Source organism: Bifidobacterium sp. ESL1118, assembly GCF_058505595.1.
In genome coordinates, this window is sequence record NZ_CP196371.1 from 869889 (window position 1) to 884758 (window position 14870).

The following is a 14870-nucleotide window of genomic DNA, read 5'->3' on the forward strand; positions in this document are numbered from 1 at the left end:
GTTCATACATTGTCCCGGCGCTGTCGTGTTTCGCAAGCTGACCTTTATATGGGGGGGTTCATGGACAAGGCGATTATCACCGTCGTTGGCAAGGACACCGTGGGTATCATCGCCCAGGTGTGCACGTATCTTGCTGAACGACGGATCAATGTGCTTGACATTTCACAGACCATCATCGACGGATTCTTCAATATGATGATGATTGTCGATTATTCCCGGCAGACCGGAGATTTCAACTCCCTGGTCGATGGTCTGGAGACGCTTGGAGACGGAATCGGCGTGCGCATCCGTTGCCAGCGTGAGGAAATCTTCACCAAGATGCACCGTGTGTAAGAGGGGTCCCTATGATCAACATCGCTGAGGTCGGCGAGACCAATGAGATGATCGAGCAGGAGAAGCTCGATGTGCGCACCATCACCATGGGCATTTCCCTGCTCGACTGCGTGGGTGTGGATGTGGATGCCACCTGTGAGAACATCTATAACAAAATCTGTTCGAAAGCCGGGGATTTGGTCGCTGTCGGCAAGGCCATCAGCCGGGAATACGGCATTCCCATTGTCAACAAACGCATAACCGTCACTCCTATTGCGTTGGTTGGCGCCAGTGTGTGCAAGACATCCGATGACTTCGTGCGGATCGCCCATGCCCTCGACCGCGCGGCCAAGGAGGTCGGTGTCGATCTCATCGGCGGTTACACGGCGTTGGTCTCCAAATCAATGACCTCTGCCGACGAACTGCTGATTCGTTCATTGCCGCAGGCTTTGAGTCAGACCGACATCGTCTGTTCTTCGGTCAACGTGGGATCCACAAAGACCGGCATCGACATGGATGCTGTCAAATTGCTCGGTGCCATGGTCAAGGATATAGCGTATGCCACACGTGAGCATGATAGCGACGGTTGCACCAAGTTTGTGGTGTTTTGCAATGCACCGGACGATAACCCATTCATGGCGGGCGGTTTCCACGGGGTCACTGAGGGCGATGCGGTTATCAATGTCGGGGTTTCAGGCCCAGGCGTGGTCTCAAAGGCATTGGATGCAGCCAAGGGGAGCGACTTCGAATTCCTGTGCGAGACCATCAAACGCACCGCCTTCAAGATTACCCGTGTGGGCCAGCTGGTGGCTCAGGAAGCCTCACATAGGCTCGGTGTGCCGTTTGGCATCATCGATTTGTCCCTTGCCCCTACGGCCGCAGCTGGCGACTCAGTGGGCGAGGTGCTGGAGAAGATGGGGTTGGCTCAGGTGGGTGCCCCGGGGACCACGGCGGCGCTTGCCATGCTCAACGACCAGGTGAAAAAGGGCGGCATCATGGCATCTTCCTATGTGGGTGGGCTTTCCGGAGCGTTCATTCCTGTCTCCGAAGACCAAGCCATGATTGACTCGGCGGCTTCCGGGTGCCTCACCATCGAGAAGCTTGAGGCCATGACCTGCGTCTGCTCCGTTGGACTTGACATGATAGCCATTCCGGGCAGTACCACAGCTGCCACCATCTCCGGTATGATTGCGGATGAGGCGGCCATAGGTATGGTGAACCAAAAAACGACGGCTGTACGCGTCATACCGGTGTATGGCAAGGGCGTGGGGGAGCAGGCCAACTTCGGTGGCCTGATGGGCTATGCCCCCATCATACCGGTCAATCAGACCTCTTGCGACGCGTTCGTGAATCGAAGCGGCCGGATTCCCGCTCCCATCCACAGCTTCAAGAACTGAGTTAATTCGTATCGTTGGGATACCGTGCTGTTCCTACCTTTTGCGACATTGAACGTCCTAAAAGGTAGGAGGATTGATGACTATGGACTGCATTCGGAGTCTATTCGAAGGGGTATTTCAGACCCCAGTCACCGCGGATGGTGTCCATGAGCTTCATGATGTGCAGTGTGTCGGAGTGGGGCATCTCTCCGCACTCCGTCTTGCCGTCGAGGATGGCGTTTGCGGCGCTGGCCACCTCGTACTCATAACCGGTAAGTTGTTTCGGCACATCGTGGTGTTCCTTGAGGTTGTGGTCCATGTCATACACATCGACGGCCTCGGGGTTGTTCACGTTCTGACACATCAGATAGCCTTTCGTGCCCCACACCGTGCCTGTGCGGTCGGAGACGGCAAGCATGGATGCACCATTGGTGGCCATCACGCCGTCGTCATAATACAGAGCGATGGAGTCCTGCGCATCCACGCCGGTTTGATACGGCTGCATGGAGGTCTCGATGCGCTCGATGTGTCGGTTCGAACGGTCGCCAAGTGCCATGTCCACAAAGTTCAGTGTGTACACACCCACGTCGAGCAAGGCTCCACCGGCGAGGTTCGGGTCAGTCATACGCGGCTTGGCTGTGGTCGGGTATCCTAGGTTGGCGCTCGCGGCCTTCACTTGGCCGATTGCTCCAGATTCGATGATGTCATCGATGAGGAAGCGGGAAGGCATGTAGCGTGGCCAGATGGCCTCGGTGCAGAGTAGTCCGGCCTCTTCGGCTGTGTTCAACAGTTTCTTGGCCTGATTTGCATTGACGGTGAAGGACTTCTCCACAAGGATGTTCTTGCCTGCCTCAATGCAAGCCAGTCCCTGCTCAAGGTGAAGACTATGAGGTGTGGCTATGTAGACCAGATCCACTTGAGGATCCGCCAGCAGCTCATCGTAGGAGCCATACGAAACAGGCAGGTTGTATTCCCTGGCGAAGGCCGCTGCTCGTTCGCCGTCCCGCGCAGCCACGGCATATGGCGAGATCAGTTCGTTGAAACGTGGATCCTTGGCCATCTTGTTCAATGTGTCCGCCATGGCTTTGGCGATGCCGCCTGCTCCGAGGATGGCGACGTTGATTCTTTTTCCTCGTTGTTCCGCTTCGGCGCGTTTGCCGTTCGCTGCACTCATTTTCACTCCTTGGCTCCATTGTTGGTTCGGCTGCCTCATAGGTGGCCTGGTCTTTCATTTTATATGCAGGTCTACATAGGCTTGGGCGAGCCGAACGGTGAAGGGGCGTTGTATCCGGCTTGAGCTGTGGTAGGGTGCGGCGGCAAACGGATTGTGTGCCGGCATCGTCGTTTGTGACATGTTGTTTTGGTTGGGGTCAATATATCCCCGCTTTTCGGCTGCCGGCGCTTTGGGCGGGCATAGGTTGGGTCATGCCAACCACAAGTGGCGTCAACATGCGCTATTGAAAGGCGGTCCCAGCAGCGTGTAGAATACGATATGTTGCCCGGGTAGCTCAGGGGATAGAGCACCGCTCTCCTAAAGCGGGTGTCGTCAGTTCGAATCTGATTCCGGGCACGAATCCTTGATTGTTGCCTTTTTTAGAGGCAGAATCGGTGCATTGGGCTGGGTTTGTGTTCAGAAAGGCTCTGTCAAGGCAGTGTAAATAAGTCTGGACCAGCGTTGATATTGAGCCATTCTTGTTTGCTGTGAAATGGAACATGGCAGGGAAAATCCACTCTGAATGGTGTCGGGGGATGTTCCCTGCCGATGTATGTCTGATTCAGACTTGCATGAAACTGTCAGAGGAGTCTTTCCAACCACAGTTCATCATCTCACTGTTGAAGGCGATGATGCCTTACCTCACCATCGCCATCCATCCGACAAACATCCATGCGTGCCAGGGCATCGCTGGTGAGTGCGGCGCCTCGCCCTGCATTGAATTCAGGAGCATCCTCCATGACGTGAATGGCGGCTACCATTGCCGATTCGGTGGTGTAGCCATCCCCAAGTCTCTCGCATCCGGCATAAGGCGCTCGTTTGAGTTGCGTTTCCACCTGAGCTCTGCGTTCGGGGTGTACTTGATGCCACGGCTGCCGGCACCGCCATGAATGACGAGTAGCAACCGTGTTCGCAGCCTGCCTCAATGCTGGTGACTTGGTTTGATGGTCCTTCCTGTTCCAGGGATTCTCCTTCAAGGGGTAGTAGCACATGCTCGGCTCAATACGGAGTATGACCGGCAATATGGATTTGCCCAGTTCGTCAAATTAGGTCGGCGGTCAGGCTTTCGGCTTTCCCGTACTTCCGATGGACGGTAGCGTGCCGGACTGACCGATGGCGCCCGCATTCATGCCCAGCGCCTTGTTGAAGGCGTCGGGCAGTGACGTACCGTCGTAAGTGACCTTGGAGTAGTCCCAATAGTTGCCATTGATGGTGACGGTGGGTGTTGTCATCTCTCCCTTGTTGGCACCGTCGGGATGTTGTAGGGCGGGGCGCATTGGGGTGTATGTCGCCAACGCCTTGATCCACTTGGTGTAATCGCCTTTGACGGCCTGACTTGCCACTTCCTGACTGACCCCTGCCTTCACTGCCTGTGCCTTGATGTCGTCGTTGGATACCGGCTTGTATTCGGTGCTTTCCTTAGGCTGGAACGACTGATCGTACAGATTCTGGATGAAGGCCAAGACGTGGTCTGGATCGTTGTCGGCCACGTAGGCCACAGCGGCTGCCGAACGAGTCGAATAGTTATCGGAACTGTAGGCATCGAGGAAACCATTGGGGTGAATCTCCAGGTTGATTTGGCCCGCGCTCACCATCTTGGCCCAGGTGGGGGCCAGCTGCCGGTCCATGTTGCCACAGCCCGGGCACATGAAGTCCATGTATACCGCGACCGTCGGTACATTCTTGATGGGCTTCTTCAGCCCGTCCTTGGATAGCAGGAAACCGCCTTCGGAGTTCGAGTTCTTGGGAATGGGCGTCGCCGCGCCCACGTTCGTGCGCGCCTGGCGAAGGCTCACAGTGGTTGAGGAGTCATCATCCTTTTGGCTTTTCCCGGCATTGTTCGCATCGTTGGACTGGCTGGTTGTGTTGCTGTTTGATGCATTGCTCTGTTTGGCAGGGCGGTTCAGTGCCCACACCACTGCCACAATGGCGACGATGATGGCTATGATGGCGGCGCACACGGCGATTCCGATGATGGTTGTTTGTTTTCGTTCTCTTGCCGCGGCCTGTGCCGCTTGTCTGGCCAGCTCCTCACGTTCTCGCGCTCTTTTTCTGTTTGTCCGAGCTGATGCCTTGCGCTTGGCTGAAGAGGGGCTTGAGGATGGTGAGGTCGTTGACGGATGCGTGTTTTTCGTTTCAGCGGTGGTCTGTTTCGCTGTTCGGGCTTGGTTTGGTGCGTTGCCTGAACCTGGAGTGTTGCTCGTTGGCCGGTTGTTGCGACGTTTTGACGACATATGCATCATCCTCATGTGTGGTAGACAAGTAAAAGACTTAACAATACAGAGACTTGAAATTACCTGTTATTTTTCATTGCGGTTCGACGAAATCCGCTTCGTCTCACAGCGTGGATGTAAGCATTGTATGGCAGGGGCGCGAAATATGGTACACATCAATAGGAGATTGACCGTTTCCAACATTACGTCAGGATGTGCCGTTGCCCACGGCAAATACAACTTATTTCCGCAAAGTTAGTCATGCCTGGCTAATGGCGCCGGATTCGTTCCACGCAGTCCCGCACAATCGATGGGTCCGTATGCTCCACGATGGTGTCTGTTCCGCCGCCACCTGGGCCTCCATCGGATTTGGTGACGCGGCGCGCGGAAAGATGGATCGCATCCACTCCGGTGGCCATAATAGCGTGGAACCGTTCGGGGGTGCAACCTCCACCAGCCATGATTTGTATGCGTCCGTCGGCTTGCCGTACAAGTTCTTCCAATGCATCAAGCCCCTCTGGCACACTGGGTGCCCCGCCTGAAGTGAGTATACGGGTATACCCAAGGGAGATCAGTTCCTCCAAAGCGGTTGACTGGTCTGAAGCCATATCGAACGCCCGATGGAAGGTCACATCCACCGATGTTCCGATTTTCCCGGCTTGTTCCTGCGCCTCGTTCAAGAGGTCTCGGGCAAAAGGAATGTCGATGTCTCCGTTGTCCGTCAGGCCTCCAACAACCACACCGCTGGCACCAGCCTGTAGTGCAGGGCCTATCTCGGCCAGTTGCATCGCCTTGTCGTCTGCATCGAAGACGAAACTGCCGCCTCTGGGTCTGATGAGCACTTGCACGCCGGATGGCACTCTGCATTTTGTGCAAAGCGAGATGATGCCGTACCCCGGGGTGATGCCGCCGGTCGAAGCCAATGCCGCGCAGAGCTCCACCCTGTCTGCGCCGCATGTCGCCGCCGTCCGTGCTCCCTGTACATCCTGCACGGCTATTTCGAGTTTTTGGCGAGGGCGCGTTCCGAGGTTTCGCTCTTGTGACGAGTCGGTTGTGCTCTTGGTCATCGTATGCTCCTTTTTGTCGCGACTGGAATAAACACCATCGTATCTTGGGTGACGGCGGTTTACGCATATTGCCCTGCGTTTTTCAAGGATTTATTACCAATTGAATAAGACACACCTGCTGTGTCAAGATAATGAAGATGCATTAGTCTCAAACTTGTTGTGGGTAATTGGGCAACTGGGAAAGGATTGTGCAATGGCGCAAATTGATCATTACAGGCGGCTGTGTGGTGATGGCACCGGCCTTGAACTCGTCTATGGTGAAAGCCGAGCCTCCAAAGTGGCGTTTGCCCTCTTGTTTGTAGGAAATGATCTACCATATTTTGTTCATTGGGGTAGGCCATTGGCCCATCCTGGTTCCTTGCTCAATGAGTACGTAGCCCTTCATCCGCAACGAGTTTCCGGGGCCTTGGACGACACCGCATGGCCAAGCATTCTCCCATTGCAATCTCAAGCCTGGAGCGGCATCACTCGGTTCAAGGTCAGCCGGGGAGGCAGAGAGCTGTTCTGCAAATTCAGTGTCGAGAGTGTTCGGATCAATGAACATGAGCGAGCCGCTGGGGTCAAGGTTCCGGCTGTGGAGGTTCAGGCGAGTGATGCCGCCCAAGGCGTCTGGCTGACGTGGGTCTGCGAGATTGACGAGGGCGGGTTGCTGCGCCAGCGGATGAGCGTGCGGAATACAGGCAACGGAAATCTGGCTGTCGGAACAGTGGAATTGGGCTTTCCTGTACCCGATATCGCCTCTGAGGTGCTTACCACCACGGGCCATCATCTGCGTGAGCATTCGCCGCAACGCCAACCGCTGACGGTGGGAAGGTTCCAAAAGGCATCTGTCGTCGGCCGCCCCGATTACGACGCTTCTCTTCTGTTGGTGCTCGGTACTCCCGGCTTCGGTTTCGAACATGGTGAGGTGTATTGCAGTCATGTTGGTTGGAGCGGCAATAGCGTGCTTTCTGCCGAACGAACGCCGTACACCCAGGGTCTGCTAGGAGGAGGGGAATTCCTCTTCGACGGTGAGATTGAAGTTCCGCCCTCGGCGTCGAGGCCGATATTAGACAACCAGTGCAATGACGGTTTGCAAAGCATTGAAGGGGTGGATTCATACACCACTCCTTGGGTCTATGGATCCTATGGATTCGGTCTTGATGAGGCTTCTCGAAGGTTTCACGCATACGTGCGCTCGTGCCATCCGCGTTGTTCCAATCGGCCTCGTCCGGTGATCTTGAATACATGGGAGGCCGTCTATTTCAATCAAAGTTATGAAAAGCTGGCTGCGCTTGGCGATGTGGCTGCCCAGATCGGTGTGGAACGGTTTGTTGTGGACGATGGCTGGTTCGGCGACCGCCGTGACGATTCCAAGGGGCTTGGTGATTGGAGCACATCCCAAGATGTTTGGCCTGACGGCCCACACAGCCTTGCATCATTGTCGCGGTATGTGCACGGCAAGGGCATGGAATTCGGTCTGTGGTTCGAACCGGAAATGGTCAATCCGGACTCGGATATGGCTCGATTGCATTCCGACTGGATTCTTGCGGCTCGAACCGGCAGACTCCCGATGCAGGGGAGGAACCAGCAGGTTGTGGATTTGAGCAATCCACAGGCGTACGATTATATATACGGTGCGATCAGTTCTTTGGTGGACCAGCTGGACATCGACTACATCAAATGGGATCATAACAAGTGGGTCATCGAGGCTGTTTCCCCGTGTTCCGGGCGACCCGCCATTCATGCCCAGACATTGGCGCTCTATCGGATGCTGAGCGATTTGAAGTCCTCACATCCCAGGCTTGAAATCGAAAGTTGTTCGTCTGGCGGAGGACGTGTGGATTTGGGAATTTTGGAATTCGCCGATCGCATCTGGGCTTCCGACTGTGTTGATCCAGTGGAACGTACGGACATTCAGCGCTATACGTCGCTCGTTGTGCCTCCTGAATTCATAGGCGAGCATATTGGTGACAGCCCGGCCCACTCCACTGGTCGTGCAACCAGTCAGCGTATGCGTATGGCGACGGCGTTCTTTGGGTCGTTGGGAGTCGAATGGAATTTGCTGAAACAAAGCGAGGAATCGTTGGAAGAATTGAAGTCTTGGATTTCCGCCTACAAACAGCATCGTGGGGAATTTCGTCGGGGGGTGTGCGTTCACGGGGATGATTCGGACCCATCGGTTCGTCTTGACGGCATTGTCAGTGTTGATCGTCGCCATGCCACATACCGCTTCACCCAGTTGACCACTTCGCAGACGTATCCTGCGGCTCCTGTGCGACTACCGGGGCTTGATCCGCAGGCCGCATACAACGTCCACCCACTTGAGGTGAATCTTGATTTGGATGTAGAGCATGTGTCCAATGCACAATCTCCATGCCTATGGTGGAACAACGAGGGTGTGACCTTAGATGGTGGAGCGTTGAACAGCTATGGAATTCGTCCTCCAAGTCTCAATCCTCAACAGGCCGTGGTTTTTGAGGCAACACGGATCACGGACTAGTCGTTCGTAGTGAGTGCTTCCTGTTTGTTGCTGTGATTGCAAGCCTAGAAGGAAGGAATGCTATGACGACACAGGTCAACAATAAGGATGTGGCAGGTGAGCCGGTGAGTCAGGCACTCACCTGCTGTGATTGGATTTATGCCAGTAACACGTCGAGGGCGGCATCAAGATGCCATTGACCTATTGCTGCTGGCAAACCGCGACCTCGATATCGACAACGTAAAAATATGTCGCCACCGATGCCATTTGCTACTCAATATACTCTGCTATCGCCGCTGCCGCTGCGCTTGTGGCCCAAGAATCCCAAGAAAAGTCAGGTATAGTGAAGTCGATTTTTGATGACTGGGTGGGTCGATATGAGTTGATGCCGCTACGAATTGATTCGGTGTTGCGTCGATAGAGCGAAGATGTCTCCCCATTGATGACGACTTTGTCGGGCATGGCGAAGTCGGTCATCACGGCAATGAAGATTCCCAATCGGTAGCAAGCGCGATCGAGTAGGCGATGGGACTGTGGCTTGCCGTCGTCGATGTCCCGAATGAAATCCTCTGTGGTGCATGGGCTGCCGATGATCGAGGCATACTCGGAGACGATGGAATCCGTGGTCAGGCATTGCGAGCATCCTGTGTGGCCTGCGTAGCATACTGGGCCTTTGGGGTCCAATGGGATGTGCTCGACCAAGCCGTAGCTGCGATCGGGATGGTTGACTGCTTCACCGGCTTCGCTTAGGGCATATCCGACACCCGAGCCTATGGTGACCAATGCGAAACGAGGCACGCCTACAGCGGTTCCAAACCAATTCTCTTTGAGAAGCAACGCGTCCAGATCGTTGACGACCAAGGTTGGAAGGGAGCAGCGTTCTTCGACAAGATCGGCCAAATGCACCTCGTCGTTCCAATGCAGAAACGGGGCATAGGTGACGGTCCTGCCATCCACGACGTGGCCTCCAAGACTGATGCCAAGCAGGGAGGGTTGGACGTTGAGCCCTTGTGAGCATCGTGCAGCCAGAATGCCGATCTGCTGGACGATATTGAGAAGATCCGTTCCCTTCAAGGGCTCGCTGAAGCTTGGTCCTTGGGCCTTGCATAAGGCGTTCACGGCAACTGCAGTCATACCGTCGGCATGAATGTTGATGCCGATGAATGTTTTTGTATCCGCGCATAGGCATAGAGAGGTTTTTGGCCTCCCTCTGCGAGTTTGCTCGTTTCCGCCATCGAAGTTTTGGCTATTGGAATGTGCAGTGCGGTCGTCGTCTGCCTCAGTGTCCTGTATTTCGCGAGCCACACCCCAGTAGATGAGGTCGCTGGTGATTCGCGAGAGGGCTCCCTGAGTAAGGTTCAGTTTATCGGAGAGTTCGATGCGAGCTATCGGACCATATTGTGCTATGGTCTTTGCCGTTCGGTGTGTGGAAGCCGAACCGTCGAACCAGTGCCATCTGGAAACATTTGTTTTCATGATTCTTCCTTGCCGACATCGAATTACTTTACCTGATAATATAAAAATACCCTTTTGGGTTGCCGTCCACAACAGACATACATGGACTGGGAAACTAAACCATGTCAGGTTTACACTGGACAAAGTCGTTGCGGTACAGCTGCCGCAGCTCTAAATGTCAAAGGAGCCTTGGAATGGAAGCGAAACTTCATCGAACGATATCAAGGAAGCGGCATGCGCACAAACCGTTGGTTGCAGCGGTGTGCACGTTGGCCATGGGAATTGGTCTGGCTGGTTGCGGCAATGCGCACGCCGGCCAGGTGACCCTCGATTTCTTCCAATTCAAATCCGAGGCCGCCGATCAGTTCAAGGCCATGTCCCGCGAATTCGAAGAGCAGAACCCGGACATCCACATCAACATCAATAATTCTGCGAACGCGCAGACCGATTTGCGTACGCGATTCGTCAAAAACCGTGTGCCCGATGTCATCACATTCAATGGCGACATCAGTTTTGGCATGTTCGCGGCGTCGGGTGTGTTCCACGACTTCACGGATGATCCGATTGTCAAGACGCTCAATCCCGGCATGGTGAAGATCGCCAAGAATCTTGTACAGACCACCGACCCTGCCAAGAAGAGGTTGTATGGCCTTCCATTCGCAGGCAATGCCTCGGGGTACATCTATAACAAGGTTCTCTGGCGCAAAGCAGGTGTGGACCCCGAGAGGCCGCCGCAGACATGGACGGCATTCAACGCGATGCTCGACAAATTCAAGGCCGCCGGCATCAACCCCGTACAGGCCTCGTTGGCCGACTCATGGACTGCCCAGGCGCCGTTGGCATCATTGGCTGGCACGTTGGTGCCTGAGAGCAAATACGTTCAGTTGAAGAAGGGCGAGACGAACTTCAAGGAGCTGTGGACCGCCCCGGCGCGCAAGGAAGTCCAGATGTACGCTCACTCTACAACCGACAAAGGGGTCACATACCAGCAGGGCACGCAGAACTTCGCCAAAGGCGAGGCCGCCATCATTCCGCTGGGCACCTACGCCATTCCACAGATCACCACCATCAACAAGAGCATGGATCTCGGTTTTGCCCAGATGCCAGCCACGGATAATCCCAATAACCAGATTCTGACCGCCGGCGATGACGTGATGCTTACGATGGGTGCGAAGACCAAGCATCCCGAGGAAGCCCGAAAATTTATAACGTTTCTGATGCAGAAAAAGCAGCTCGATGAATATGCGGATGCGCAGTCTGCCATCACGCCGCTGAAGAAAACGCACTACGGCAATCCCGCGTTGAAGACGGTGAACAGATTCTTCAAACAGAACAGGCTTGCCGATTTCTGTGATCATTACATTCCCTCGTCCATCAACATCGGTGGCTATCTGCAGGCGATGGTGACCAGCGGCAACGTGGGCAACTTCACCGATTCGATGCAGACCGAATGGGACAAGGTCCAGGCGCGGACCTTCGAGTGAAACTTCAATCGAATAGCAAGGCAAGGAGACTGTAATGTCCGATGCAATGTCAAAGCCAGTTCGGCATCCAGCAGGTACTGGGCCGGACAAATCACAAACGCGAACCGCTTCCGCGAAACAACGAGTCTCACGATTCTCAAAGCGAAAAGCCGAACCGGCCTATTACTGGATGGTGGTGCCCGCCGTCACCGTCTTCGCCATCTTTCTATATCTGCCCTTCGCCAGAGGTATAGGATATTCCTTTACGAACTCCCAAGGGTACGGCAACTACAAATGGATAGGCTTCAAAAACTATGAGGCGTTGTTCAGGGACGGCCGTGTGGGTCATGCGTACCTGTTCACCATCTTTATAGCCATTCTCATCACACTGCTCATCAACATATTCGCGCTGTTTCTCGCTGTGGCGCTCAACAGCCACATCGCATTCAAGAACGGCTTCCGGGCCATCTACTTCATTCCCTACACCTTGGGCGTGCTGGTGATCGGCTATGTGTTCAAATACATCTTCATGTCGCCGTTGCCGGCCTTGGGCAAGGCGTTGCACATTAGCTGGCTTTCGCAGTCGTTGCTCACCAGCGAACAGTATTCTTGGGTTCCGATCGTCTTCCTCGCGGTCTGGCAGGGGACGGCGTATTCGGTGCTGCTCTATTTGGCGGGGCTGCAGACCATTGACGACGAGATCTATGAGGCCGCGGTCATCGACGGAGTCAATGCCTGGCAGAAGTTCTGGAAAATCACCTTCCCTCTCATCAGTCCATTCCTCACCATCAATTTGGTACTCTCGCTGAAGAACGCGCTCAACACCTTCGACCAAGTGGTGGCGCTGACGGATGGCGGGCCGGATTCCAAGACGGAGACGGTAACGTACCTCATCTGGAAGGGTGGCTTGACCGGTGGCGAATATGCGTATCAAACGGCCAATGCCGTGCTCTTCTTCGTTTTGCTGGCGGTTATGGCATTCGTCCAGCTCAAGGTCTCCAGCAGCCAGGAAAAGGTCTGAAAGGAGGAGACGATGCAGCAAACAACAATGTCGAAAACTTCAAAGACTGGAACGGCAATGGCACAGACAACAATCGCAGCACAGACATCAGGCTCGAGTGTAAAGGTGGCAGGTCCATCGGATCACGGCGGTAGGAAGAAGGCGTATAGACGGGACCACAACATCAACTGGTGGCTCACCGCCGTCATCGCGGTACTTTCGCTCATCGTGCTGGTGCCGCTGTACTTCACCATCGTCACTGCGCTCAAGACCCCTGCGCAGGCAGGTACGTTCAGTCTGCCGACAACGTGGGAATGGCACAATTTCGCCGACGCTTCGGCCAAGGTGAACTTCCCCAAGGCGGCGCTCAACTCTGCCATCATCACAGTGGTCGCTGTGCTGCTCACCTTGCTGACCAACACCTTTGTGGCCTATGCCGTGGCGCGAAACATGGACAAGCGGTTCTTCCGCTTCGTCTACTATTTCTTCATCGCGGCCATGTTCGTGCCATTCCCTGTCATCATGCTGCCGCTCGCCAAGCAGATGGGCTCCCTGCACCTTGACAACACGGTGGGGCTCATCATCCTGTACACCGTGCTTGGATTGGGTACGAACCTCTTCATCGCCACCGGGTTCATCCGCTCGATTCCGATCTCGCTCGAGGAGGCGGCCCGCATCGATGGTGCCAGCACATGGACCATTTTCTGGAAGATCATCTTCCCGCTCATGGGTCCCATCAATGCCACCATCGCCATTTTGACGGCGCTATGGGCTTGGAACGACTTCCTCATGCCGCTCATCGTGCTCACCGACCAGAGCAACCAGACCATTCCGCTGGCACAGTATGTGTTCAGCTCGCAGTTCGCCACGAACTATCCGATGGCGTTTGCAAGCTACCTGATGGCCATGGCACCAATCATCATCGTCTACATCTTCGCCCAGAAGTGGGTCGTGGGTGGGGTGATGCGCGGCGCGGTCAAGTAGCGGGGAACCCTATGGGCTTTTCGCTGGAGGCGCCGCGCGGCTTTCCAAAAGTCGCACGAAAATGTTGGGTTCGGCGGGAAGCCGTTCAATAATTGCTGGACGCGGTGAAGTGAATGGTCCTGCGGATTTTTTGCCACCCGCAGTTATGGACGGAAACGTCGTTGGCTGCTTCTTGCTCACGTAGTCAACGACACTTAACGTCGGTTTTTGCAGGTGCCGTCTCTGGGATTCGATTTAGCTGTCGTGAAACTTATTCAAAGGGGTATTCCAATCCCCAGATTCCGCGGATGCTATCCATGAGATTCATCATGCGAATAGTGTCGGCATGTGGCATCTGTGCACATTCCGTTTTCCCTTCGAGTATGGCTCTTGCAGCACTCGCCACCTCATATTCGTAGCCGGTGAGTTGACTGGGGGCATCATAGTGTTTGATGAGACGATGGCTGTTGTCGTATACGTCGATTGCCTTGGGGTTGTCGATGGTTTGGCATGTGAGATATCCTTCGTCCCCTCTGACGATGCCCATGTTGTCGCAGGTTGCAACCATGGATGAGAAGTTAGTCGCCATCACGCCGTCGTCGTAGCAGACTGTGATGGAATCCTGCGCGTCCACACCCGTTTGATATGGCACCATCGTTGTTGTGATGGAGCTGATTTCACGTGATGACCTATCGCGAAGTGCCATGTCCATGAAGTTCAACGTATAAATGCCAACATCCAAGAGCGCGCCTCCTGCGAGATTTGGATCAATGAGGCGTTGCACATGCGTTCCAGACCCGCCCATGGTTGCGCTGACGGCTTTGACGTCTCCGATGGCGCCGGAACCTATGATGTCATCGATGAGCGTGCGTGAAGGCATGTACCGAGGCCAAATCGCCTCCGCACAAAGGATGTTGGCTTTTTGAGCTGTGGAAAGCAATGTTGTTGCCTGTTTGCCTTGACGCAGGCGATGCCTTGTTCGGCGTGCAGACTATGCTGGGTCGCTATATAGATGAGGTCCACATGCGGGTCGTCGAGCAGCTCATCATAGGATCCATACCAGGTTGTAAGCCCGTGCTGGTTCGCAAATGCCTCAGCCCTGTGCGCGTCTCGCGCGGCGACGGCGTAAGGGCGGATCAATGAGTTGTATCGTGGGTCCCTGGCCATCATCGTCAACGTCTTTGCCATGGTGTGTGCGATGGCACCTGCTCCCAAAATCCCCACATTCACCCTGTGGCCATCATGTTCAATGTCTATTCCTGAACTGCAGACTTCGCTCACTCTCACTCCTTCGTAATGTGCAATGTGTGATTTCAACCGATATTAGTATGGTAGTTGGTCGTTTAT

General features: G+C 54.8%; 11 protein-coding genes, 1 tRNA gene and 1 pseudogene. 7 read left to right on the forward strand and 6 right to left on the reverse strand.

The annotated features are described in order from the left end of the window. Window positions 1–60 precede the first annotated feature (60 nt). Both ACSYSS_RS03360 and ACSYSS_RS03365 read left to right on the forward strand, forming a co-directional pair. The gene (locus ACSYSS_RS03360; RefSeq protein ID WP_491704064.1) at window positions 61–333 is read left to right on the forward strand and encodes an ACT domain-containing protein; all 273 of its coding nucleotides are present in this window, start codon (window positions 61–63) and stop codon (window positions 331–333) included. 11 nt (window positions 334–344) lie between these two features. Next, the gene (locus ACSYSS_RS03365) at window positions 345–1709 is read left to right on the forward strand and encodes a PFL family protein (RefSeq protein ID WP_491704065.1); all 1365 of its coding nucleotides are present in this window, start codon (window positions 345–347) and stop codon (window positions 1707–1709) included. Between the two features lie 100 nt (window positions 1710–1809). Here the strand turns inward: ACSYSS_RS03365 and ACSYSS_RS03370 are convergent, their stop codons facing one another. After that, window positions 1810–2862, reverse strand: coding sequence for a Gfo/Idh/MocA family protein (locus ACSYSS_RS03370; protein WP_491704066.1), 1053 nt, complete (start codon window positions 2860–2862; stop codon window positions 1810–1812). A gap of 323 nt (window positions 2863–3185) precedes the next feature. Between ACSYSS_RS03370 and ACSYSS_RS03375 the strand changes: the two genes are divergently transcribed. Beyond that, a tRNA-Arg gene (locus tag ACSYSS_RS03375) sits at window positions 3186–3258 on the forward strand. A gap of 257 nt (window positions 3259–3515) precedes the next feature. Here the strand turns inward: ACSYSS_RS03375 and ACSYSS_RS03380 are convergent. From ACSYSS_RS03380 to ACSYSS_RS03390, 3 genes are all read right to left on the reverse strand, one after another. Continuing rightward, window positions 3516–3893, reverse strand: a complete 378-nt coding sequence (locus ACSYSS_RS03380; protein ID WP_491704203.1) for an isoaspartyl peptidase/L-asparaginase — start codon at window positions 3891–3893, stop codon at window positions 3516–3518. Window positions 3894–3959: 66 nt separating this feature from the next. Then, complete coding sequence (locus ACSYSS_RS03385) at window positions 3960–5135, reverse strand: DsbA family protein (RefSeq protein ID WP_491704067.1); 1176 nt, start codon at window positions 5133–5135, stop codon at window positions 3960–3962. Between the two features lie 248 nt (window positions 5136–5383). Next, entirely contained in the window at window positions 5384–6181 is a 798-nt protein-coding gene (locus tag ACSYSS_RS03390; protein WP_491704068.1) for a copper homeostasis protein CutC, read from the reverse strand. Window positions 6182–6374: 193 nt separating this feature from the next. Here ACSYSS_RS03390 and ACSYSS_RS03395 point away from each other — a divergent pair, with 193 nt between their 5' ends. Continuing rightward, a complete protein-coding gene (locus ACSYSS_RS03395; RefSeq protein ID WP_491704069.1) occupies window positions 6375–8663 on the forward strand; it encodes an alpha-galactosidase in 2289 nt (762 codons plus the stop codon). A gap of 249 nt (window positions 8664–8912) precedes the next feature. Here the strand turns inward: ACSYSS_RS03395 and ACSYSS_RS03400 are convergent, their stop codons facing one another. Then, a complete protein-coding gene (locus ACSYSS_RS03400) occupies window positions 8913–10118 on the reverse strand; it encodes an ROK family protein (protein WP_491704070.1) in 1206 nt (401 codons plus the stop codon). A gap of 173 nt (window positions 10119–10291) precedes the next feature. Between ACSYSS_RS03400 and ACSYSS_RS03405 the strand changes: the two genes are divergently transcribed. The 3 genes from ACSYSS_RS03405 to ACSYSS_RS03415 are packed head-to-tail and all read left to right on the forward strand — an operon-like array spanning window position 10292 to window position 13544. After that, entirely contained in the window at window positions 10292–11581 is a 1290-nt protein-coding gene (locus ACSYSS_RS03405) for an ABC transporter substrate-binding protein (protein WP_491704071.1), read from the forward strand. A gap of 34 nt (window positions 11582–11615) precedes the next feature. Then, window positions 11616–12581 carry a carbohydrate ABC transporter permease gene (locus tag ACSYSS_RS03410; protein ID WP_491704072.1) on the forward strand — a complete coding sequence of 322 codons (966 nt, stop codon included), beginning with the start codon at window positions 11616–11618 and terminating at the stop codon, window positions 12579–12581. Window positions 12582–12638: 57 nt separating this feature from the next. Further along, window positions 12639–13544, forward strand: coding sequence for a carbohydrate ABC transporter permease (locus tag ACSYSS_RS03415; protein ID WP_491704073.1), 906 nt, complete (start codon window positions 12639–12641; stop codon window positions 13542–13544). Window positions 13545–13794: 250 nt separating this feature from the next. Here the strand turns inward: ACSYSS_RS03415 and ACSYSS_RS03420 are convergent. After that, window positions 13795–14804: pseudogene (locus ACSYSS_RS03420) on the reverse strand (Gfo/Idh/MocA family protein). Window positions 14805–14870: the final 66 nt, after the last annotated feature.